This is a genomic window from Streptomyces sp. NPDC037242, assembly GCF_055604165.1.
The window spans coordinates 255,289-277,269 of sequence record NZ_JBVJUY010000004.1; the positions used below are offsets into that span (position 1 = coordinate 255,289).

Here is a 21,981-nt window from a genome sequence, read left to right on the forward strand (position 1 = left end):
AAGTGCGGGTTTCGCTTCCCTAACGGCTCACGCTTACAACGGCGAAATGCCCTTCTCGGGTAAAGAGGACGGCATGCGAGTTCTGGTGGTGGAGGACGAGGAGTTCCTCCGGGAGATGATCGCCGAGGGTCTGCGCCGCGACGCGCTCGCCGTCGACGAGGCGAGCGACGGCCTGGAGGCCTTGCGGCGCCTGCGCCTGGGCGCGTACGACGTCCTCGTCCTGGACCGCGACCTGCCCGGCCTGCACGGCGACGAAGTCTGCCGGCAGGTGGTGCGCGAGCGGCTGCTGACGCGGGTGCTGATGCTGACCGCGTCCGGGACCGTACGGGACCGCGTGGAGGGCCTGGGCCTGGGCGCGGACGACTACCTCACCAAGCCCTTCGCCTACGACGAGCTCCTCGCCCGCGTCCTGGCGCTCGGGCGGCGCGCCCAGCCGGCCCTGCCCCCCGTCCTGGAGGGCGCGGGCGTCGCCGTCGACACCGCGCGCCGGACCGCGACCCGGGAGGGGCGCCGGCTCGCGCTGTCCCGCAAGGAGTTCGCGGTGCTGGAGGCGCTGCTGCGCGCCGAGGGGGCGGTGCTCAGCAGCGACGACCTGATCGAGCAGGTGTGGGAGGAGGACACCTCGTACAGCACCAATGCGGTACGGGTCACCCTGAGCAAGCTGCGTGCCAAGCTGGGCGAGCCGCCGCTGATCGAGACGGTGTCCGGCGCCGGCTACCGGATCGGTGCTCCGCAATGAGAGCGGTGCTCCGATCCGAGCGCGCCCGTCTCACCGCCCTCTACGGCTCCCTGCTCCTCCTCGCCGGCGGCGGCCTGATCGCACTGATCAACGTCCTGCTCCGCAACGGCCTCTACACCCGCATCAGCGGCGCCGTCATGACCACCCGCATCATCCCCGACGCCGACGGGAAATACCCTCCCTACATCGAGGGCGGCCGCACACCCGTCCCCGCCCAGAAGCTCCCCGGGGTCGAGGCGGGGTCGCCGACCCCGACCCCCGAGCAGATGGCGCAGTGGAAGGCCACCCGCAATCTCAGCTCCGCCGTCGAGCAGGCCACCCTCCACGAGCTGCTCGTCGTCTCCCTCCTCGCCCTCGCCGCCTTCGCGCTGCTGTCCATCTGGCTCGCCTGGTGGATGGCCGGCCGCGTGCTGCGCCCCGTCGGCGTGATCACCGAGACCGCCCGCCGCCTCTCCGCCGCGAACCTCCACGAACGCATCGACCTCAAGGCCCCGCCCGGCGAACTGAAGCGGCTGGCCGACACCTTCGACGGGATGCTCGGCCGGATGGAGGACCTGGTCGGCGCGCAGCGCCGGTTCGCCGCCAACGCCGCCCACGAGCTGCGCACCCCGCTCGCCGTCCAGCGCGCGGCCGCCGAGATCGGCCTCGCCGGGGATCCGCCGCCGGAGAAGGTGGCCCGTATCCGCTCCAAGCTGATCGGCGTCGCCGACTCCAGCCAGCACCTCATCGAGTCCCTGCTGCTGCTCGCCGTGTCCGAGGAGGGCCTGGAGAGCGCCGGACCGGTGGACCTCGCGGCCGTCGCGGAGGCGGAACTGGCCGCGGTCGGGGAGGAGGCCGACGGAGCGGGCCTCACCGTCGTACGCGACCTCTCGCCCCTGACCGTGACGGGCGACGCGACCCTGCTCGGCCACCTGGTGCGCAATCTGCTCGCCAATGCCGTACGTCACAACCGCGCGGGCGGCCGGATCACCCTGGAAGCCTCCGCCGACGGGCAACGGCACGGGCAACTGGCGGTGTCCAACACCGGCCCGGTGATAGCGCCGCAGGACGTTCCCGGCCTCCTGGAGCCCTTCCGCCGCCGCGCCGAGCGGCAGCACACCGCAGGTGAGGGCGCCGGGTTGGGGCTCTCCATCGTCGCCTCGATCGCCCGCGCGCACGGCGCCGAGCTCTTCGCCGAGGCCAATGCGGAACCGGAGGGCGGGCTCACGGTTCGGGTCCGGTTCCCCACGCCGGGCGCCTCCGGGGCCTGACGCAGTGCCGGAGCGGAAGATCGACGGTGTAGTACGGTCGGGTCAATGAGCAAGCACGCCCGAGCCCGTTCCCGTTCCAGGCGCCCGCGTTCGCTGGCCATCGGCGCCACCCTCGGCCTGCTGACCTTCGGTGCGAGCTGGGCGTACGCCGTGTACGAGAAGCCCGGCGCGGACCCCCGGCAGGCACTGGCCGCCGACGACCGCCCGCCCGCCCAGGACCGCGCCGCGCGCGGGGAGCACCGGGAGGCGCTCCAGGGGCTGCCCGACCTCAGCGAGCGGACCCGGGCGCAGATCCCCGCGAACTCCCGCCAGCTCGTCCTCGTGACGGGCGCGGCGAAGGACTCCTCGCACTCCACCGTCACCCTGTACACGCGCCCGGCGGCCGGCGCGGACTGGGCCAAGGCGGAGAGCTGGCCGGCGCGCAACGGTGCGAAGGGCTGGTCCACGGAGCGCACGTACGGGGATCTGACCTCCCCGCAGGGCGTGTTCGCGCTGACGGACGCGGGCGGGCGCCTGGCGAAGCCGTCGGGCACCAAGCTGCCGTACGACCGCAGCAGCTCCTTCGTCGCGTCGGGCCGCGGTGTGGAGGGGGAGTCGCTGGCGGGTTCCTTCGACTACGTCGTCGCGATCGACTTCAACCGCAAGCCCGGGACCTCGCCGCTGGATCCGACCAAGCCGGACGGCGAGCGCAAGGGCGGCAACATCTGGCTCCACGTGGACCACGACGGGCCTTCGCAGGGCTGCGTGGGCATCCCGAAGGAGGCCATGAAGAAGGTGCTGGAGACCCTCGACCCGGCCGCGAAGCCGGTCATCGCGATGGGGCCGGCGGGATTCTGAGGGACGACTGCGGCCCGTCGGCCGACCGGTCCCGGCCCTGGTCCCCGCCCCGGTCCCGCAGCAGCAGGGCGATGTAGGCGAGGTCGAAGACGCTGCACAGGATGCCCAGTCCGAGGATGAACGGCGCGTCCTCGATCACCCCGAAGAGGATCGTCGGGGCGAGCGTTCCCAGCCATTTGGCGACGGCGATGACCAGCGACTGGCCGCGGGGGCCGCGCCGGGCGGCGTAGAGGGAGATGAACAGCCCCGACATCAGCAGGTTCTGCAGGAAGGCGGAGTACCGGGTCGCGTCGTGGGTGCCGAAGTGGGCGAGGAAGAGCCACTGCACGGCGAAGGCGGTGGCGAAGACGAGGACGCTCCAGGCGGCGAACAGCGGCCGGGTCACGGTGTCCGGGAGCTCCGCGCGCCCGAACCGCAGATAGGTGTACACGATGACGACGTCGGCGAGTGCCCACACCAGGTTGACGACGCCCTGCGCGGACACCCCGCCGAGGAACTCGTTCACGGCGTAGGTCGACTCCCACGCGAAGTTCAGCGCGAGCGCCGCGACGGGCATCGCGTAGGTCCGCTCGCGCAGCCCGACGCGGATGGCCTCGACGTACACGACGGTCCACGCGATCCCGCTGACCAGGGTCAGTATCAGATCCACGCGCGGCACCCTAGGCCCTTGCGGCGTGCTCCCGCCAGCCTCCGGCCGTCAGATCCTGACGACCCGGACCCGGTTCCCGCACAGTGCGGACAGGTCCTCGGGATCCGAGGTCAGCAGGGTGGCGGGACCGGGCTGGGCGAGGGCGGTCGCCGCCACGATGGCGTCCAGCGCGTACTTGTGGCCGTGCTGCCCGGCGGCGGCGAGCAGTCTGCTCGCGTGCCGTGCGATGGCCTCGCCCGGCGGGATCACGTTGACCCGGGAGACCGCGTAGTCGAACCGGGCCTGCTTCACCCGGGGGTCGCGCGCCTCGACGAGGGTGACCGAGCTGATCACCACCCGGACGTCTTCGGCCTCCGCGGCCGCCAGCCACTCCAGCAGGCCGGAGTCCTGGAGGACGAGCCGGGAGAGCCCCTCGCAGTCGAGGACCAGCGTCCCGCTCACGCGGCGTCCGACGAAGCTGCCGCTTCGCCGCGCAGGATCGTCCGCTTGGCCTCGACGGCTGCCGGGTCGGCGGGCCCGTTCACTGCTTCGGAGTCCTCGATCAGCTCGCGGAGCCGGTCACGCTCCAGCTGCCGCTGAATGAGCGTTTCGATGTATGCGGACATACCGCGCTTTCCGGTGCGCGCCTTGAGCGCGGCGATCGTCCCCTCGTGGAGGGAGACGGACACGGGCCGGGTCGGGCCCTCGCCGGGTGTGGGCTGGTCGGTCATGGACCCATCGTAACAAAAGTAATGTTATTCGGCTCGACCTTCCCCGCCGGGTTCGACCGGCGACTTCACCCCGCACCTATTGCCTGACGGACCGTCAGCTACGACGATGGCCCCCGGCGTCGATATGACGAATCGGCAGACGAGGACGAGGCGGGGACGGCATGGCTCGCGTGTTTCCGGAAGGTCGGCTGGTCTACGGGATGCAGCTCCCGATCCAGTCGCAGAGCACCATCTACGCCGAGCCCTGGGAGGCATCGGCCGGCGCGGCCGATCTCGCCGAGATCGCGCGGGCCGCCGACCGGGCGGGCTTCGGGTACGTCGCCACCTGCGACCACGTGGCCATCCCGCGCCGGCTCGCCGGCCCCATGAGCACCGTCTGGTACGACCCGGTCGCCACCCTGGCCTTCCTGGCCGGGGTCACCGAGCGCGTACGGCTGCTGAGCCACGTCGCGATCCTCGGCCTGCGCCACCCGCTGCTCAGCGCCAAGCAGTACGCCACCGTCGACCACCTCTCCGGCGGCCGGCTGATCCTCGGCGTCGGCGCCGGGCACGTCCAGGAGGAGTTCGAGGCCCTCGGCGCGGACTTCGAGCGCCGCGGGGCCGTTCTCGACGAGACCCTCGACGCCTTGCGCGCGGCCCTCGGGCCGGAGGAGTACCCGGAGTTCGAGGGCGAGCGGTTCTCCTTCAAGGACCTCGGCCAGCTGCCCCGGCCGTCCCAGGAGCGGATCCCCGTCTGGGTCGGCGGCTCCTCGCCCGCGGCCGTGCGCCGCGCCGCGGTGCGCGGCGACGGCTGGCTCCCGCAGGGCGACCCGCGCGACAAGCTCCCGGGCCAGATCGCCCGTATCAAGGAGCTCCGCGCGGCCGCCGGGGTCGAGGGCCCCATCGAGTTCGGCGCGATCACCGAGGCGCTCTACGTCGGCGAGCCCGGCTGGGACACCGGACGGCGCACCCTCACCGGCAAGGCGGAGGCGCTCGCCGAGTCCCTGCGCGAGTACGCGGCCCTCGGCGTGGACCAGATCCAGGTGCGCTTCCGCAGCCGCGACCGCGCCGAACTCGTGGACCAGATCACCGCGTTCGGGGCCGAGGTGGCCCCGCTCCTCAACGACCAGTAGCGACACCCGAGAGCGACACGAGAGCCACACGATTAGGAGCATCGTCATGGGCAAGCTGGACGGCCGCGTCGTCATCATCACCGGCGCGGCGCGCGGCCAGGGCGAGCAGGAGGCCCGCCTCTTCGCCGCCGAGGGCGCCAAGGTGCTCCTCGGCGACGTACTGGACGAGCAGGGCGCGGCGGTCGCCAAGGAGATAGGCGAGGACCGCGCCCGGTACGTACGGATGGACGTGAGCCGGGAGGAGGACTGGGCGGCCGCCGTCGCGGCGGCGAAGGAGGCCTTCGGCCGGGTCGACGGCCTGGTCAACAACGCGGGCATCCTGCGCTTCAACGAGCTCACCTCGACCCCGCTGGAGGAGTTCCGCCAGGTGGTCGAGGTCAACCAGGTCGGGGCCTTCCTCGGCATCAAGGCCGTGGCCCCCGAGATCGAGGCGGCCGGCGGCGGCACGATCGTGAACACCTCCTCGTACACGGGCCTGACGGGGATGGCGTATGTCGGCGCGTACGCCGCGACCAAGGCGGCCATCCTCGGGCTGACCCGGGTGGCGGCGCTGGAGCTGGCGGCCAAGGGCATCCGGGTCAACGCGATGTGCCCGGGCGCCGTGGACACGCCGATGGCCAACCCGGGGCTGCTGGACCCGGCGAACATGACCGACGAGGCCAGGGACGCGATGGCCGAGCTCTACCGGCGGGTCGTGCCGATGGGGCGGGTCGGGGAGCCGGAGGAGATCGCGAGGCTCGCGCTGTTCCTGACCGGCGAGGACTCCTCTTACATCACCGGCCAGCCGTTCGTCATCGACGGCGGCTGGATGGCGGGCGTCAGCGTCATGTAGGCAGTCGGCGGGCAGCCGGCAGCCGTATCTGATGGAGTGTCAGGTATTGACGCTCGCGCCCTCGCGATGGAACAGTCGTGGCATCGAATCTGACGCAACGTCAGAAACCAAAGGACGGTGAACCCCCTTGGAATTCGGGCTCTTTGTGCAGGGATACGTGCCTGAGGCGCGGTCCAAGGTCGACCCCGAGGCAGAGCACAAGGCGCTGATCGAGGAGACCGAGTACGTCATCCAGGCGGACAAGTCCGGCTTCAAGTACGCCTGGGCCTCCGAGCACCACTTCCTGGAGGAGTACTCGCACCTGTCGGCGAACGAGGTGTTCCTCGGGTACCTCGCCCACGCCACCGAGCGCATCCACCTTGGCTCCGGCATCTTCAACCCGCTCGCCCCGGTGAACCACCCGGTCAAGGTGGCAGAGAAGGTCACCATGCTCGACCACCTCTCCAAGGGCCGCTTCGAGTTCGGCACCGGCCGCGGCGCCGGCAGCCACGAGATCCTCGGCTTCCTCCCCGGCATCGAGGACATGAACGGCACGAAGGAGATCTGGGAGGAGACCATCGCGGAGTTCCCCAAGATGTTCCTCCAGGAGGAGTACGAGGGGTTCCAGGGCAAGCACTGGTCCCTGCCCCCGCGGAAGATCTTCCCCAAGCCGTACGGGAAGGCCCACCCGGCCATGTGGTACGCCGCGGGCTCGCCCGCCTCGTACGCGATGGCGGCGAAGAAGGGCCTCGGCGTGCTGGGCTTCAGCGTGCAGAAGGTCTCCGACATGGCCTGGGTGCTGGACCAGTACAAGACGGCCGTCCAGGAGGCGAAGGCCATCGGCGCCTTCGTCAACGACAACGTCATGGTCACCTCGACCGCGATCTGCGCCGAGACCCACGACAAGGCCGTCGAGATAGCGGTCAACGCGAACATGAACCGCTTCCAGTCGCTGGTCTTCCGCTACCACGACACCTTCCCGCGGCCCGAGGCGATCCCGCAGTGGCCCGAGACGCTGCCGGAGTACAACGCGGAGATCATCGAGCTGCTGATCGCCGAGGAACTGCTGATCTGCGGCGACCCGGACGAGGTCCGCGCGCAGTGCAAGCGCTGGGAGGAGGCGGGCGCCGACCAGCTCTCCTTCGGCCTGCCGACCGGGGTGTCCCCGGAGGACACCATGACCACGATCAAGCTCATCGGCGAGCACGTGATCCCGCACATCGACACGGACCCGGTCCACCGCACCACCCGCTTCCGCGAGGCCGCGGGCTCCTGAGGGACGGGGGCGGCGTCTTCCCGGACCGCCGCCCCGAACCGGCCCCGGCCGGAGGTCAGGGCCGCGGCCGGCCCGACCCCCGGCCGGGGCCCTCGGGTGCGGCCCCCGGGGTGCATCCCCGTATCGAGCTCCGGGACACGGACTGCAAGGCGAACACCGGCAGAAGGGACGTCATGCTCGACCACCTGATCAAGGGCGCGACCGTCGTCGACGGCACCGGCGCCCCCGCCCGCGTCGCGGACGTCGGCATACGCGACGGCCGGATCGTCGTCATCGCCGCACCGGGATCGGTCACCGAACCCGCCACCACCAGCGAGGACGCCACCGGCCTCGTCCTCACCCCCGGCTTCGTGGACCCGCACACGCACTACGACGCCCAGCTGTTCTGGGACCCGTACGCGACCCCCTCCATGAACCACGGCGTGACCACCGTCGCGGGCGGCAACTGCGGCTTCACCCTGGCCCCCCTCAACCCGGCCCGCCCCGAGGACGCCGACTACACGCGACGCATGATGAGCAAGGTCGAGGGCATGGCCCTCAAGGCCCTCGAAGAGGGCGTCGACTGGACCTGGTCCACCTTCGGCGAGTACCTCGACGCACTCGACGGCCGCATCGCCGTCAACGCCGGCTTCATGGTCGGCCACTGCGCCCTGCGCCGGCACGTGATGGGCGAGGACGCCGTCGGCGGCCAGCCCACCCCCGAGCAGCTCCAGCAGATGCTCGACCTCTTCCACGACGCCATGAACGCCGGGGCCTGGGGCCTGTCCACCACCCAGTCCTCCACGCACTCCGACGGAGCCGGCGCCCCCGTCGCCTCCCGCCACGCCAAGCCCGACGAGCTCCTCGCCCTCTCCAGAGCCGTCGCCGAACACGAGGGCACCCAGCTCGAAGCCATCGTCGCGGGCTGCCTCGACCAGTTCTCCGACGAGGAGATCGACCTCTTCGTCGAGATGAGCGCGGCCGCCGGCCGCCCGCTGAACTGGAACGTCCTCACCATCGACGCCGCCGTCCCCGAACGCGTCCCGCGCCAGCTCGTCCCGAGCGAGCGCGCCCGCAAGGCCGGCGGCCGGATCGTGGCGCTGACGATGCCGATCCTGACCCCGATGAACATGTCGCTCGGCACCTTCTGCGCGCTCAACCTCATCCCCGGCTGGGGCGAGATCCTCGGCCTGCCCGTCGCGGAGCGGATCGAGAGGCTGCGCGACCCGGACGTACGGGCCGAGATGCTGCGCCGCGCCGACAGCAAGGAGGCCGGGGTCTTCCGGCGCCTGGCCAACTTCGGGCGCTACGTCATCGGTGACACGTACAGCAAGGAGAACGAGGGCCTGTCGGGCCGCGTCGTCAACGACATCGCGGCCGAGCGCGGCCAGGACGCCTTCCAGTGCCTGGTCGAGATCTGCGCCAACGACGAGCTGCGCACGGTGCTGTGGCCCATGCCGACCGACAACGACCCGGCGAGCTGGGCCCTGCGCCAGGAGACCTGGCAGCACGAGGACGTCATGCTCGGCGGCTCCGACGCGGGCGCGCACCTGGACCGCATGTGCGGGGCCCCGTACACGACCCGGTTCCTCGGGGACTGCCTGCGCGGCCGCAAGCTGGTGCCGCTGGAGCAGGCGGTACGGATGCTCACCGACGACCCGGCGCGGCTGTTCGGCCTGCGCGAGCGCGGCCGGATCGCCGAGGGGTACCACGCCGATCTGGTCCTCTTCGACCCCGAGCGGATCGAGGCGGGACCCGCCACGCTCGTGCACGACCTGCCCGGCGACAGCCCGCGGCTGGACGCGCGGGCGATCGGCATCGTGTCGGTGCGGGTCAACGGCGTGGAGACCATCCGCGACGACGAGATCACGGGGGCGGTCCCCGGGATCGTGCTCCGCTCCGGCCGGGACACGAGGACGGTGAGTACGCGTTGACCGCACAACGGCTCTACATCGGCGGCGAGTGGGTCGAGCCCGAGGGCGGCCACTACGAGGTGCTCAACCCGGCGGACGAATCGGTGGTCGGCCTGGCACCCGAGGCCTCGCGCGGCCAGGTCGAGCAGGCGGCCCGCGCGGCGGCCGGGGCCTTCGAGAGCTGGTCCCGTACGACGCCCGAGGCGCGGGCGGCGATCCTGGACCGGGCCGCCGACATCATCCAGCGGGAGTACGAGCCCTGGTCGGCCCTGGCCCAGGCGGAGACGGGCGCGCCCACCGGGATCGCCCGCGGCATGCAGGTCGGCGTCGGGGTGACCCGCTTCCGGCGGTACGCGAGGGGCGCCCTGGAACCGGTCGAGCGGGGCCTGCCCCCGCAGGTCACCGAGGCGGGGCCGATGGGCGCGGCGAGCGTCCTGGGCGCGCTGGAGGTGCGCCAGCCGGTCGGGGTCGTCACCTGCATCACCTCGTACAACAACCCGTGGGCGAACCCGGCGGGCAAGGTGGCCCCGGCCCTGGCGATGGGCAACACGGTGGTGGTCAAGCCGGCCCCGCAGGACCCGCTGTCGGTGTTCAAGATGGCCGAGGCGCTCGCGGAGGCGGGCGTCCCGGCGGGCGTGGTGAACGTGGTGAACGGGCAGTCGGTGGAGGTCGGCGAGGCCGCGGTCGATTCCCCGTACGTGGACATGGTGTCCTTCACCGGTTCCACGGGCGTCGGCCAGCGCATCGCCGAGGTCTGCGGGCGGACCATGAAGCGGCAGCTGATGGAGCTGGGCGGCAAGGGCGCGGCGGTCGTCTTCGAGGACGCCGACCTGGACGCGGCGGTCATGGGGATCGGCACCACCTTCTCCTTCTACTCCGGGCAGATCTGTACGGCCCCGACCCGGGTGATCGCCCACCGCGCGATCTATGACCAGCTGATCGAGAAGCTGACCGGCTACCTGGCCTTCATGAAGGTCGGCGACCCGGCGGAGCGCGGCACGGTGGTGGGCCCGGTGATCTCGGCGGCGCACCGCGACCGGGTGGAGTCGTACGTCGAGCTGGGCCGCAAGGAGGGTGCGCGCATCGCGTACGGCGGCGAGCGCCCGGTGGTGGGCGCGGGCGGCAAGGGCTTCTACGTGGCGCCGACCCTGCTGGTCGACTGCACGAGCGACATGCGGGTGGTCCGGGAGGAGATCTTCGGCCCGGTCGTCGTGGTGGTCCCCTTCGGCGGGGACGGCGGCGGCGGCGGTGCGGAGGCGGCGGAGGAGGAGGCGGTCCGGCTGGCCAACGACAGCGATTTCGGCCTGATCAGCTACGTGTGGTCCGGGAATTCGGCGCGCGCGTTCCGGGTGGCCCGGCGGCTGCGGTCGGGCGGGGTCGGCGTCAACACGATCGGCCGGAACATGGAGGCGCCGTTCGGCGGCTTCAAGCGGTCGGGCGTGGGCCGGGACGTGGGCTCGTACGCCCTGCACGCGTACAGCGAGACGCAGTCGATCGTCTGGACGGGCTGATCCGGACGGGCTGATCCGGACGGGCTGAGGCGGAAGGCGAGGAGGGGGTGGGGCCGCGGCTCCACCCCCCTCCTCATTTCCGGATCAGTCCTTGAAGTAGTCGGTCAGCACGCAGCCGCTGACCAGCGCCTTCTCCTTCACGTATCCGCTGGGCGGGGCGAAGTTCGGGTTGCAGTTCAGGATGAGGAGCCCACCCGGCTTGGTCATGGCCGCGATGGCGTTGCCGCTGGTGGCGATGACCGCGAAGTCCTGGCCGACGGCGAACCCGCCGTTGATGCCCTTCTTCGGGTTCTCCTTGAGTGCGGCATCGATCGACGCCTTGTAGGCGGCCTGGAAGGCCTTCGCATCCTTGATCATGAAGATCCGGGTGCCCTTGCCGCAGTCCCCGCGTTCGGTCACGGACCACTTGGCGTCGTACTTGGCGTCCCCGTCCCAGTACTCGTAGTCGGTCTTGTCCGTGGAGACCGAGGTGCACTTCGTGTACCCGTTGACGTAGCGGGCGGCCGCGGCCATGGTCGCCGCCTTGGGCAGCTGCTGGAAGGCGGTCCCGTTCTTGGGGGCGTTCCCGTTGACCCCGCCGTTCTTGGTGGGGTTCTCCAGGGTGCCCTCGTCGGGGCCGCCGTCGCCCCCGCCGGCACCGGCGGCGACGGGATCGCCGCCGAGGCCGCCGATCGCCTGTTCACCGCCGCTTCCGCAAGCGGTCAGGGGGAGGAGGGCCGTGACGGCGATGACTGTGGTGAGCAGTGACTTGATACGCACGGCCGGGACTCTAGGGCGATGATCATGTCCACGGCAAACCGGTGGAGGGGCGGCCCGGCGCAGGGGTGTGACGGCGATCACTCGGGAAATTCCAGAAGGCGCATAACGGGCAAGCCTGCGGTTTCCGCATGACGGAACCTCGTATCCAGGGCCTGTTTAACCGTGGACGGATGCCCGAGTGAACCTTGTATTGCGCGCTCGTGAACTGTCTCGATCGTGAGATTCCAAGGGATTTGAGCCTGTGGACTTCCGGACTTAAGTCCTCCAGATGTGGAAACCGCAGCATCTAACGTCCTGACCCATGACACAGCTGGACGTTCGGCCCCAGGCCGGAGACACGGTAAGCGGCGTCGCGGAGGGCAGCGGCAGCGACCGCGACGTACGCGGCAAGGGTCTGGGCAAGGGCTCCGTCGGCCTGATGGGAAGCGCCGTCATCGGCATCTCCACCGTCGCGCCCGTCTACTGCCTGACCTCCACCCTCGGCTCCACCGCCGGCGAGGTCGGCATGCAGATGCCGGCGATCTTCCTGGCCGGCTTCCTCCCGATGCTCCTGGTGGCCTTCGCCTACCGCGAGCTCAACAAGGCCATGCCGGACTGCGGCACCTCCTTCACCTGGACCGTCAAGGCCTTCGGCCCGCGGATCGGCTGGATGTGCGGCTGGGGTCTGGTGATCGCCACGATCATCGTGCTCTCCAACCTCGCGGGCGTCGCGACCTCCTACTTCTGGCTGCTGGCCGGGGAGATCACGAACAACCCCTCGATCGCGGCCCTGGACGACAACAAGCTCGTCCACATCGCCACCTGCCTCACCCTCATCGCCATCGCGACCGCCATCAGCTACCGCGGCATGACGGCCACCAAGGGCATCCAGTACGCCCTGGTCGGCCTGCAGCTCGTCGTGCTCGCGATCTTCATCGCCATGGCCTTCCAGAAGGCCTCCGCCGGCACCTTCGACACCGGCCTGGACTTCTCCTGGTCCTGGATGAACCCCTTCGCGGTCGAGTCCATGGCGGCCTTCACCGCCGGACTCTCGCTCTCGATCTTCATGTACTGGGGCTGGGACGCCTGCCTGGCCACCAACGAGGAGACCACCGGCTCCGCCAAGACCCCCGGCCGCGCCTCGCTCATCGCGATGGTCGTCCTGGTCGGCTCGTACCTGGCCACCGGCGTCGCAGCCCAGATGGCCGTCGGCTCCGGCGGCGAAGGCCTCGGCCTCGCCAACGAGGAGACCTCCGGCAACGTCTTCGCCGCCCTCGCCGGCCCGGTCATGGGCCCGATGCTCGGCATCCTGCTCTTCGTCGCCGTCCTGGCCTCCGCCGCCGCCTCCCTGCAGACCACCTTCATCCCGGTGGCCCGCACGGTCCTGGCCATGTCGACGTACGAGGCCCTGCCGCCCTCCTACGCCAAGGTCCACCCGCGGTTCAAGACCCCGGGCCGCGCCACGATCGTCGCGGGAGCCGCCACCGGCGCGTTCTACACGGTGATGACCCTGGTCAGCGAGAACGTCCTCACGGACACGATCTTCGCGCTCGGCCTGATGATCTGCTTCTACTACTCGCTGACGGCCTTCGCCTGCGCCTGGTACTTCCGCCGCGAGCTCGGCCGCTCCGCCCGCGACCTGTTCTTCAAGGGCGTCTTCCCCGTCCTGGGCGGCCTCCTCCTCGCCTCGGTCTTCTTCAAGACCCTGTACGACGCCTGGGACCCCTCCTACGGCTCCGGCTCGCACATCCCCGGCCTCGACGTCGGCAACGTCTTCGTCATCGGCGTCGGCCTCCTGGCCCTCGGCCTGGCCATCATGTTCGTCACGGAACGCCGCAGCCCGGCCTTCTTCCGCGGCGAGGTCCTGACGAAGTCCACCCCGTCCCTGGTGGTCGAGGACTGACCCGAACCCGCGCCATGCCGCTGTTGTGTCATCCCGAGGCCCCGGATCGATCCCCCCGATCCGGGGCCTCGGCGCGTTTCCGGCTGCAGGGGTGACCGGGCACACGGGGGCTCCGGGTCAGGGGCCGTCCGTCGCCCTGACCCGGGTGAACCTGTCATCGAACGTGCACACCTCGTCGAAGTCGATCGAGATGCAGAGGGAGGAACCACCCTTCAACACGTTCAGCATGATGCTGCAATCACCCTGGGGGACATCGTCAAAGGTGACTCCGATGGTCTCGCCCGACTGCGCGTCCGGAGACACGACCACCAGACCTCCAGGTTTCCCCTTGTCGACGTAGAAGCCCCAGTGCCCACGAGCTGCGCCGCCCGGACAGCCCCGAGCGAGTGAGGGATCAAGGTGCAGCCCCTGGGAACTGAACGTGTGGTCCGCCTCGAAGCCCAGCCGAGCCCCGCCTCCCGTGGTCCACTCGCCGACGATGCCCTCCGTCTCGGCAGTGCCTCGCCCTCCCGCACCGCCGCATGCCGACAGCAGCAGGACGACCGCCAGGGCGAACAGCCGACGACCGCGCACGTCTTCTCTCCAGATTCATACGGGGACTTGGGGCACAGACATCATCCCGCCCCGAACTTCGTCAGAACCGTTGGGGCCCTGAGCCGTGTCCATCGCGCTTTCCAAGGCCCGCACGACCGTCACTCCGGGCCCGGGGGGTGACCCCGGGGTGGGCGGGTCGTTGGGTGGGGCATGAACGCCATGAAGCGCAGCCTCGCCGCCCTGGTGCTTTCCGGGGGCGCCGCACTCGCACTGACTCCCGCCGTCGCGCACGCCGCGCACGCCTCGGACGAGCAGCCCGCCAAGGGGCAGCCGATCGTCGAGCGCGCCGCCGACATCGTCGACCACCCCGCGCAGACCGTCCAGGACGCGAAGACGGCCGTCGCCGTCACCACGTCCGCCGTCGGATCCGCCTCGAAGGCGACCGACTCCTCCCTCGCCGGCGCCGGTAGCGCCCTCGCCGCGGGTACGCCGAAGACCCCGAGCATCGGCTGACTCGGCTTCTGGTCAGCCCGTACGGGTCACCAGTACCAGCGGGATCTCCCGCTCCGTGGCCTCCCGGTACGCCGCGTATGAGGGCATCGCGGCCACCACCACCGGCCACAGCCGCTCCGCCTCCGCTGGGCTCGCGCGGCGCGCGGCCGCCGGGAAGGCCTCCCGGCCGACCTGGAGGGTCACCGCCGGGTCGGCCGCCAGGTTCAGGTACCAGGCCGGGTGCCGGTCGGCCCCCGCGTTCGACGCCGTCAGGACGTACGCATCCCCGTCGCGTACGTAGGCCAGCGCCGTCCGGCGGGGCAGGCCGGACCTCCGCCCCCGGGTCGTCAGCAGCAGGTCGCGGATGCCGGGGCGCGGCACCCCGCCGGTCTCCTCGAAGCGGCGGATGTGCTCGGCGACCCAGGGGTTCGGGCTGTCGCTCACGCCGCCGCCACCGCCGCTGCCCCCGTCACCCCGGCGTGCGCGGCGTGCACCGTCGGGGCGACGGCCTCGTCCAGCACCGCCCGGGCGAAGTCCGCGTGCGAGATCCGCCCGGCGGCGTGGGCGGGGGTGAAGTCGTAGCCCCCGGCCGGCTCCCCGGCCGGCTCCCCGGCGGCGAAGTCCCCGGCCGGGCTCAGTACCGCCCAGTCCAGCCCGGCCGGAGCCGAAGCCGCCGAAGCCGCCGTCGCCGAAGCCGCCCGCAGGGCCTCGGTGCCGGCCGCGTGGCCGACGTAGAACTCCCGCCACTCCTGCGGATACCCCGGGGTGTCCATCAGCAACGCCCCCGACCCGGTGGGCAGTACGGAAGCCAGCCCGACGGACACGAGCCGCCGGACCCCCGCCTCCGACAGCCCCGCCGCGAGGGCCCGCGCCGCCGCCGGGAAGAACTCCCCGGGGGCCGCCTGCGGGTCGTACACCGCCGCGACGGCCAGGTCGTGCCCCGCCGCCAGCCGCGCCACGTCCGCCGCCGAGGTCACCTCGCCCTCGGCCCGGCCCGCCACGGTCACCTCGTACCCCCGCGCCCGCGCCTCCGCGACCACGGCCCGCCCCACCCGGCCGCGCCCGCCGAACACGATGATGCGGGCCCTTGCTTGCTGCTCGTTCGTCGTCATGGGGGCGAGCGTAGGAGGGGGCCTGGTTACCGATCGGATACCGCCGTACCGTGGTGATCATGACGCAACAGCCCCTGGACCCGGAGATGTTCGACCCCGTCTGCCCCTCGCCCCTGGTCCCGTTCCGGATCGGCGACAAGTGGGCGACCCTGATCCTGCGCTGCCTCCAGGACGGCCCGCGCCGCTTCTCCGAACTGAAGGTCCCGCTGCGCGAGATCACCTCCAAGTCCCTCACGCAGTCCCTGCGCGGGCTGGAACAGGGCGGCTTCGTCAGCCGTACCGAGCACGAGGGCCCCGTACGTCGGGTCGAGTACGCCCTCACCCCGCTCGGCCGCGGCCTGCTCGGCCCGCTGGACGCGGCCTGCGAGTGGACGCGCGAACACTGGGACGAACTCCTCGACGCCCAGGAGGCGGCTGCGTCCGACGGGGGTGCTCGTTGAACAGCCCATGATCCTATGGCTGCTCAACCACCTCAGCACCTTCGCCATCGCCGTGCTCCTCGTCGGCGGTCTCACCTTCCTGGCGGTAGCCGGCAGCATCGCCGCCCGCCGCCGCTACCCGCACCTCGCCCGGGGCGAGCACAACGAGATGGTCGGAGTCGCGCTCGGCATGTTCGGCGCGATCTACGGCATCATCCTGGCCTTCGTCGTCGTCACGCTGTGGACGCAACTGGAGAACACCCAGACCATCGTCGCCACCGAGGCCACCGACCTGGCGCTCGTCGTGCGGAGCGCGGAAACCTTCCCTCCGGCCGACCGCGCACGGGTGGACCAGGCGGTCGGCGCGTACGCGCACGCCGTCGTCGAGGTGCAGTGGCCGCTGATGCGCGAGGGCAGGCCGAGCTACGAGGCCACCGCGCCCCAGACCCAGGCCCTGTACGCGGCCCTCCAGGCGTACGAGCCGGTCGGCACCCGCGCCGAGACCTTCTACGCCGAGGCCGTCAGCCGCCTCAACGACGTCGCCGCGCAACGCCGGGCCCGCATCTCGATGGCGGAGACCTCACTGCCCCTACTCCTGCAAGTCCTCGTCTATGGCGGGGCGTTCGTAATCCTGCCCCTCACCTTCCTGTTCGGGCTGCGCAGCCTGAGGATGCAACTGCTGTTCGTGTCGGCGGTGGCCGGGCTGATCGGCTTCAGCCTGCTGCTGGTGGTCGCGCTGGACCGCCCCTTCGCCGGGGACCTGAGCGTGAGCCCGGCACCGTACAAGGAGGCGGCCCTGTCGCAGTTCTGGCCCGCTGGCGCTTGAAGGCTCAGCCCCAGGTACGGGAGCAGAGCACGAGCTGATAGCCGTCCGGGTCCTCGACGGTGACCCCGTACTCGTCCCAGTACGGGTTGTGCGCGGCCACCCGGGTACCGCCGTGCTCGACGAGCCGCTGCACGAGCGCCTCGTCCGGCGCCTCGCCGAGGTACACCACGAACAGGTCCTCGACGGTGGGCGCGGGCACGACGGGCTTCTCGGGGTCCCGGGTCAGCTCGAAGTGCCAACCGCCCCCGGCGGGCCCGACCATGACGAGGTCGTGCTTGCCGGACACCCGCTCGGTGGTCCGCCACAACACGTCGAGCCCGAGCCCGTCGACGTAGAACCGCTCGACGGCATCAAGATCCCGAGACGGCCGGGCGACACGTATGTGCGTCTGCGCATTGATCACGAAAGAAAGCCTACGTACGACCACTGACACCCGGGCGTGGCGACGGCCGCCACCGTGATCACGATGACGGCCGTCCCGAACCCTCCAGGCGTCAGCTGGCTACTCCCAGGGGCGAGCCGAGGCCGGCAGCTATCCAGCGCTGGGGGTTGGTGTTGTTGCAGTCCCAGATCTGGAGTTGGGTGCCGTTGTCGGTGCGGCCGCTGGGAACGTCGAGGCAGCGGCCGGATTGCGGATTGTAGAAGCCGTTGGTGGCGGTGGGCAGCCACTGCTGGGCCGGGGTGTTGTTGCAGGTCCAGAGCTGGACGGGGGTGCCGTTGGCCGTGCCGGCGTTGCCGGTGTCCAGGCACTTGCCTACGACGCGGAGTTCGCCGTTCTCGCGGATCTCGAACTGCTGGGCGGCGCCGCCGTTGTTGTCGTTGCAGTCCCAGATCTGGATGCGGTTGCCGTCCGCGGTGCTGCCGGTGTTGTCGTCCGCGCACTTGGTCTCACTCAGCGCCGTCACCAGCTTGGTGCCGGTGGCGGAGGGCACGGTGGAGTGGTCGTAGACGGTGACGTTGCTGATGCGGCCGTCCAGCGGGATCGAGGGCTTGCCCTGGTACTGGTAGCGGCCCAGGACCAGCGGCCCGGTGGCCTTCCAGGTGGTCTTGGCGTGGTGGCCGGTGCCGGCGAGGGTGCCGTTGACGTAGAGGGCGATCAGGCCGGTGGCCTCGTCGTAGCTGGCGGTGAGCTGACTCCACACACCGAGCTGGGCCTTGGCGGCCTCGTTGAGGGTGCCGGTCTGGTCGTAGTCCCAGCCGTCGGTGTCCTGCCGTGCGAGGGCGAAGCGCCAGGTGCCGTTTCCGTCGTTCCAGAGCATGAAGCCGCTGCCGCGCTGGGCGTTCTGGCTCAGGACGACGCCGTCGTTCTTGTCGGCCTTGGCCCAGGCGGAGACGGTGAAGCTCTTGCTGGTGTCCAGGGCGGGCCCGGCGGTGGTGACGGCACTGCCGGTGCCATCCGCATTGAGGCTGCCGTTGAGGTCGATGACCTTGGTGGCGGTGCCGGCGACGGTGTCGTCGGCCCAGGTGGTGCCGGTGGTGCTGAGGGTGGCGTTGGTACGGCCGCGCAGGTCGGCGGCGGTGGTGCCGGTGCCTTCGTTGAGCTTCCAGTGGGAGGTGGAGATCCGGGCGTCGCCCATGGTGTTGGGGGCGGCGAAGCCGGTGACCTTGCCGGCGGTGGCGGTGCCGTTGCGGGTCGTCAGGCGGTGGCGGCTGTCGAGGGTCCACAGGTCGGGGACGTTGTCGGCGTTGGTGTCCCCGGAGGACCCGACGACGGGCTGCGTGGCGGCGCTCAGGCCGCTGCTGATCTTAATGCGCTTGGCGTGGTCGCCGAGGGCCGCGGGGTTCCCGGCCTCGTTGGCGTACTGGTAGAGGTCGCCGGTGGTGTTGTCACGGGCCCACAGGTCGGGCAGGCCGTCACCGGTGGCGTCGCCGGGGGCGATGAGGGTGAGGTTGTCCCAGCCGGAGGAGCTGAGGACGAGGGCGACTGGATCACGCAGGGATCCGACAGAGCCCGCACCCTGGAAGAGCACCAGCTGTGAGAGGCCCGTGCCGTTGCTCTCGACGGTGAGCAGATCGTTGCGGGGTGCGATGTCCGGCTCCGGCAGTGCGTCACCGACGGCGAGGATCTGCTTGACCAGGGTCCAGTTCGAGACGTATTCGGTGCCGCAGGGCTGGCCGGTCGTTGCGACGGTACAGGTGGCTGCGGACGGTCGTTTGACTGCCAGGGCCTTGCTGGCGTGGTAGTAGAGACCGCCGTTGGCTTCGAGGCCGCCCTGGGTGAGGGAGTTACGGTACAGCCGGAGCTGTCCGTCGCGGTAGGTCCACAGGTCGTCGATGCGGATGCCGTTGCCGCCGCGGTGGGTGGTCAGGGTTCCGTTCCCCCAGCCCTTGCCGCCGGGGCTGTTGGCAGCGTTAGAGGCGAGGACGCCGCCGGCGGCGGGGTCGGTGGCGGTGGGGTAGACGATGAGATCGCCGTTCTCGGCGGGCGCGATGAAGTCGACGCGCTCGTCCCCGGTGATGTCACCGAGGGTGGTCTTGGCGTTGGGGTTGTCGGGGACGTAGAAGGTGTACGTCTGGGGCTGGGAGCGGTTGCCGGCACGGTCTACGGACTGGACGCGTAGGACGTTGGTGCCCCAGGTGGTGGGGGTCAGCGGGATGGAGGCCGTGCCATCGGCCGCGGCATCGATACGGTTCGCGCCGCCGACAGGGATGGCCGAGTTGAACGCCCACTCGTAGTACAGGACCCCGCTGATGGTGTCGGTGGCCTTCATCTGGAAGGTGCCGGCCTGGCCGATGTGCTGGGTGGAGCCGGGCAGAGTGCCGGAGGGCGGGTATTCGGCGGAGGTGACGACGGGGACGGACGGCGGCTGGGTGTCCATGGTGAAGGTGCAGCCGGTGGCCCAGGTGGAGTCCATGTCGCCGTCATTGGAGGCGACTCGCCACGCGTAGCTGTGTCCGTCGAGGAGGTTGCTCGGGCGCGCGGACGCCCAGTGGTCCCCGGTGGCCTCGGCGACGCGGCCGCTGTCGTAGACGACGGCGCCGTTGGCGGTGTCGGCGACGTAGAACAGCGCGGATACGGGCTGGTTGTCGGGGTCGCCGATCGCGGCGTTGAGGCTCAGGCCGGCGTAGGTCGTGGCGCCGACCCAGCCGCAGCCGTTGCCGTTCGGATTCTTCGGCGCGGGAGTCATCGACAGCGACCAGGGCTCCTTGGGGGCCCGGTTGTACTCGATGTACAGGAACGGCAGGTTACCGCGGTCACGGGTGAACCGCTTGAAGGAGTTGTTGCCGCTGCTCTTCGACTCATCGGCGGCGAACAGTCCGAAGGTGAGGCTGCCGCGCCCGTGGTTGGCGGCCAGGTGGCCCCGTACGTCCCACTCGCCGCGGGTGGTGCCGGTGCAGTTGGAATTGCCGGCGCTGTTGATCTGGGCGGTGCCGATCGTTCCCCAGTCCGAGGGCTGGCTGTTCCAGGTGGTCCCGGAGCCGAGGTTGTCGGCGGCGTGCAGGGTCACGCCGTGGGTGTTGGCACAGCCGAAGTCGGCGGCATAGGACTGGGTCGCGAAGAGCGAGGCCTTCTTGATGCTCTTGTCACCCAGGTCGCCGGTTTCGAGCTGGACGTAATAGCGCTCCAGACCCGTGGGGGAACTCCAGCGCTGGTAGCCGACGCCCGGATCGTAGGTGCTGCTGTAGTCGTCGTAGTGGCTCGTGTCCCGGAAGGCCGGGGCCTCCTGGACCCAGGCCCAGTGCTGCGTGCCCTTGCTCATGGGCTGCCAGGCCGGGTCGATGAACACCGGATAGGCCGTGGCCGGGTCCGTGAGCAGGGCCTGGTCGGGAGTCAGAGCGATGCTGTCCTTGCCGAGGTCGGCCTGTACGGGGGCCGTCTTCGCGAAGTCACCCGGACCCTCGGCGTCGGAGACGGGCCTTTCCGCCTCCCCGGCTGTGGTGGGCGGCGCGTCCTCTGAGGTCATGGCCGCCTGCGAGAACATGACGATGGCGGAGGCCTTGGCCAGGGGCGCCTGGACCTCGGTGGTCGAGTCCCACATCGTGGGGGTGGGTGCCTGGAAGACCGTACGGCCCGAGGCGTCGGCGGCCTTCAGGTTGCCCTTCGGGTCGGCCGAGACGGTGACGCCCTGGCCCTTCAGCCCCATCGTCAGCTTCGCGAGTTTCGGATCGCGGGCAGCCTCGGCGGACTTGACGACCAGGACCTGCGAGATGCCTCCGCCCTCGTTGGCAGTGACCTTCAGGTCGGTGCCAGGGGCCACTTCGCGGTAGAGGGCACTGTCGCCTTCCAGAGCGGGTGCGGGCAGCGGTTCGGGCCAGGTCAGCGTGAGCTGCTTGCCGTCCTGCTCCAGCGTCGCGAGCGGGGCAGTGCCACCACCGGACAGCACCAGACCGCTGGACGTGGCCTTCGGCCGCAGCGTGCCGTCCCCGGCATTCACGAGGGTGGCATCCAGATCCACCCAGGCGCCGTCACGCTTGGTGCGCAGCGGCGCGACGCTACGGGTCAGGCCCAGCGTGCCGTTCGGATTGGCGACCACCGTGTCGGTCTCCGTGGTCGAGACCGAGACCGGAACCGGCTTCCCGGTCCGCTTCGCCTCCGCCAAAGCGGAATCCTCAGCACGCTCCCGATCACTGACCGCCCGCGCAGGCGGCGGCTGAACGCTCGGCGCTCCCGGCTTGTCCACCGCAAGAGCGCCGGGCGCGGTGCCAACGGCTGTCACGGACAGCGCCAACGCGACCAGTCCCGCCAACGCTGCCGGCCGGCCAGCCGGTCGCTTCCTACCTTGTGTGCCCCCCACGGCAAAACTCCCCAATGCGGTTGTGATTGCAACTCGGCGCGAACGCTAACAGCTCTCCCCGACAGGCCCCTCCAAGGCCTTTGTGAGCGGAGTTAAAAGTTTCGGCAGATTGTTCCGAAATGAGGCATCTCGCCGGTTGTGGTCGCCGATACGTCGCGCATGCTAATAGTTAAATTTCGGTCACTTTTTGAAGTCTCGCAGGTCAGGGATGGTCAACTTGTCTGAATTGCTCCGCGTGTTGCGAACTGTCAACGAGTTACGATCCACGCCAATTGATGACTCGGCGACCGTGGGGGGCATGCCGTGCAGGCACGACCTGAACTACGTTGGATGAGGAGACGATCGGCTATAAAACGCCGCATATTCGTCACCTCCACTGTTGTACTTTCGCTAATCGTGGGGACCGGGACGGCGGAGGCCGTCGCCTGGAAGCC

21 protein-coding genes are annotated in these 21,981 nt (G+C 70.6%); 12 read left to right on the forward strand and 9 right to left on the reverse strand.

Annotated elements, in window-relative coordinates:
• Nucleotides 1-73 precede the first annotated feature (73 nt).
• Genes ACZ7GJ_RS07995 through ACZ7GJ_RS08005 form a run of 3 tightly spaced genes read left to right on the forward strand, consistent with a single transcriptional unit; the run spans nt 74 to nt 2,826 of the window.
• On the forward strand, nt 74-739 hold the full coding sequence (locus ACZ7GJ_RS07995) for a response regulator transcription factor (RefSeq protein ID WP_470750292.1): 666 nt from the start codon (nt 74-76) through the stop codon (nt 737-739).
• Nucleotides 736-1,989, forward strand: a complete 1,254-nt coding sequence (locus ACZ7GJ_RS08000) for a sensor histidine kinase (RefSeq protein ID WP_470750293.1) — start codon at nt 736-738, stop codon at nt 1,987-1,989. Before ACZ7GJ_RS07995 ends, ACZ7GJ_RS08000 begins: the two co-directional genes overlap by 4 nt.
• 45 nt (nt 1,990-2,034) lie before the next feature.
• A complete protein-coding gene (locus ACZ7GJ_RS08005; protein ID WP_470750294.1) occupies nt 2,035-2,826 on the forward strand; it encodes a L,D-transpeptidase family protein in 792 nt (263 codons plus the stop codon).
• Here ACZ7GJ_RS08005 and ACZ7GJ_RS08010 read toward each other — a convergent pair.
• The 3 genes from ACZ7GJ_RS08010 to ACZ7GJ_RS08020 are packed head-to-tail and all read right to left on the reverse strand — an operon-like array spanning nt 2,798 to nt 4,185.
• A complete protein-coding gene (locus ACZ7GJ_RS08010) occupies nt 2,798-3,475 on the reverse strand; it encodes a transmembrane-type terpene cyclase (protein ID WP_470750295.1) in 678 nt (225 codons plus the stop codon). The genes ACZ7GJ_RS08005 and ACZ7GJ_RS08010 overlap by 29 nt on opposite strands.
• Nucleotides 3,476-3,523: 48 nt before the next feature.
• Complete coding sequence (locus tag ACZ7GJ_RS08015) at nt 3,524-3,916, reverse strand: type II toxin-antitoxin system VapC family toxin (RefSeq protein WP_470750296.1); 393 nt, start codon at nt 3,914-3,916, stop codon at nt 3,524-3,526.
• The gene (locus tag ACZ7GJ_RS08020) at nt 3,913-4,185 is read right to left on the reverse strand and encodes a hypothetical protein (protein WP_470750297.1); all 273 of its coding nucleotides are present in this window, start codon (nt 4,183-4,185) and stop codon (nt 3,913-3,915) included. Before ACZ7GJ_RS08020 ends, ACZ7GJ_RS08015 begins: the two co-directional genes overlap by 4 nt.
• 161 nt (nt 4,186-4,346) lie before the next feature.
• Between ACZ7GJ_RS08020 and ACZ7GJ_RS08025 the strand changes: the two genes are divergently transcribed.
• The 5 genes from ACZ7GJ_RS08025 (at nt 4,347) to ACZ7GJ_RS08045 (ending at nt 10,787) form a co-directional block, all read left to right on the forward strand.
• Nucleotides 4,347-5,297, forward strand: a complete 951-nt coding sequence (locus tag ACZ7GJ_RS08025; protein ID WP_470750298.1) for an LLM class F420-dependent oxidoreductase — start codon at nt 4,347-4,349, stop codon at nt 5,295-5,297.
• Nucleotides 5,298-5,343: 46 nt separating this feature from the next.
• A complete protein-coding gene (locus tag ACZ7GJ_RS08030; protein WP_470750299.1) occupies nt 5,344-6,129 on the forward strand; it encodes an SDR family NAD(P)-dependent oxidoreductase in 786 nt (261 codons plus the stop codon).
• 127 nt (nt 6,130-6,256) lie between these two features.
• A complete protein-coding gene (locus ACZ7GJ_RS08035) occupies nt 6,257-7,384 on the forward strand; it encodes an LLM class flavin-dependent oxidoreductase (protein ID WP_470750300.1) in 1,128 nt (375 codons plus the stop codon).
• A gap of 122 nt (nt 7,385-7,506) precedes the next feature.
• A complete protein-coding gene (locus tag ACZ7GJ_RS08040) occupies nt 7,507-9,297 on the forward strand; it encodes an N-acyl-D-amino-acid deacylase family protein (RefSeq protein ID WP_470750347.1) in 1,791 nt (596 codons plus the stop codon).
• Nucleotides 9,294-10,787 (forward strand): aldehyde dehydrogenase family protein, encoded by a 1,494-nt coding sequence (locus ACZ7GJ_RS08045; RefSeq protein WP_470750301.1) that lies wholly within the window; start codon nt 9,294-9,296, stop codon nt 10,785-10,787. Before ACZ7GJ_RS08040 ends, ACZ7GJ_RS08045 begins: the two co-directional genes overlap by 4 nt.
• 84 nt (nt 10,788-10,871) lie before the next feature.
• On the opposite strand, the gene ACZ7GJ_RS08050 is transcribed toward ACZ7GJ_RS08045, so the two are convergent.
• Nucleotides 10,872-11,546: a hypothetical protein gene (locus ACZ7GJ_RS08050; RefSeq protein WP_470750302.1), complete on the reverse strand. Its 675-nt coding sequence runs from the start codon at nt 11,544-11,546 to the stop codon at nt 10,872-10,874.
• Between the two features lie 301 nt (nt 11,547-11,847).
• On the opposite strand from ACZ7GJ_RS08050, the gene ACZ7GJ_RS08055 reads away from it, so the two are divergent.
• Nucleotides 11,848-13,428 carry an APC family permease gene (locus ACZ7GJ_RS08055; protein ID WP_470750303.1) on the forward strand — a complete coding sequence of 527 codons (1,581 nt, stop codon included), beginning with the start codon at nt 11,848-11,850 and terminating at the stop codon, nt 13,426-13,428.
• Nucleotides 13,429-13,545: 117 nt separating this feature from the next.
• Here ACZ7GJ_RS08055 and ACZ7GJ_RS08060 read toward each other — a convergent pair whose 3' ends face one another.
• Nucleotides 13,546-14,001 carry a hypothetical protein gene (locus ACZ7GJ_RS08060; RefSeq protein ID WP_470750304.1) on the reverse strand — a complete coding sequence of 152 codons (456 nt, stop codon included), beginning with the start codon at nt 13,999-14,001 and terminating at the stop codon, nt 13,546-13,548.
• Nucleotides 14,002-14,172: 171 nt separating this feature from the next.
• Here ACZ7GJ_RS08060 and ACZ7GJ_RS08065 point away from each other — a divergent pair, with 171 nt between their 5' ends.
• Entirely contained in the window at nt 14,173-14,475 is a 303-nt protein-coding gene (locus ACZ7GJ_RS08065) for a hypothetical protein (RefSeq protein WP_470750305.1), read from the forward strand.
• A 12-nt stretch (nt 14,476-14,487) separates the two neighbouring features.
• Here the strand turns inward: ACZ7GJ_RS08065 and ACZ7GJ_RS08070 are convergent, their stop codons facing one another.
• Nucleotides 14,488-14,898, reverse strand: a complete 411-nt coding sequence (locus ACZ7GJ_RS08070) for a nitroreductase/quinone reductase family protein (RefSeq protein ID WP_470750306.1) — start codon at nt 14,896-14,898, stop codon at nt 14,488-14,490.
• Nucleotides 14,895-15,566, reverse strand: coding sequence for an NAD(P)-dependent oxidoreductase (locus ACZ7GJ_RS08075; protein ID WP_470750307.1), 672 nt, complete (start codon nt 15,564-15,566; stop codon nt 14,895-14,897). The genes ACZ7GJ_RS08070 and ACZ7GJ_RS08075 overlap by 4 nt, the downstream gene beginning before the upstream one ends.
• Before the next feature lie 59 nt (nt 15,567-15,625).
• On the opposite strand from ACZ7GJ_RS08075, the gene ACZ7GJ_RS08080 reads away from it, so the two are divergent.
• Together ACZ7GJ_RS08080 and ACZ7GJ_RS08085 are read left to right on the forward strand one after the other, a co-directional pair.
• Nucleotides 15,626-16,006: a winged helix-turn-helix transcriptional regulator gene (locus ACZ7GJ_RS08080; RefSeq protein ID WP_470750308.1), complete on the forward strand. Its 381-nt coding sequence runs from the start codon at nt 15,626-15,628 to the stop codon at nt 16,004-16,006.
• Between the two features lie 7 nt (nt 16,007-16,013).
• Nucleotides 16,014-16,811 (forward strand): bestrophin-like domain, encoded by a 798-nt coding sequence (locus ACZ7GJ_RS08085; protein WP_470750309.1) that lies wholly within the window; start codon nt 16,014-16,016, stop codon nt 16,809-16,811.
• Between the two features lie 4 nt (nt 16,812-16,815).
• On the opposite strand, the gene ACZ7GJ_RS08090 is transcribed toward ACZ7GJ_RS08085, so the two are convergent.
• Both ACZ7GJ_RS08090 and ACZ7GJ_RS08095 read right to left on the reverse strand, forming a co-directional pair.
• Entirely contained in the window at nt 16,816-17,214 is a 399-nt protein-coding gene (locus ACZ7GJ_RS08090; protein WP_470750310.1) for a VOC family protein, read from the reverse strand.
• Nucleotides 17,215-17,305: 91 nt separating this feature from the next.
• A complete protein-coding gene (locus ACZ7GJ_RS08095; protein WP_470750311.1) occupies nt 17,306-21,352 on the reverse strand; it encodes a ricin-type beta-trefoil lectin domain protein in 4,047 nt (1,348 codons plus the stop codon).
• Between the last annotated feature and the right edge of the window lie 629 nt (nt 21,353-21,981).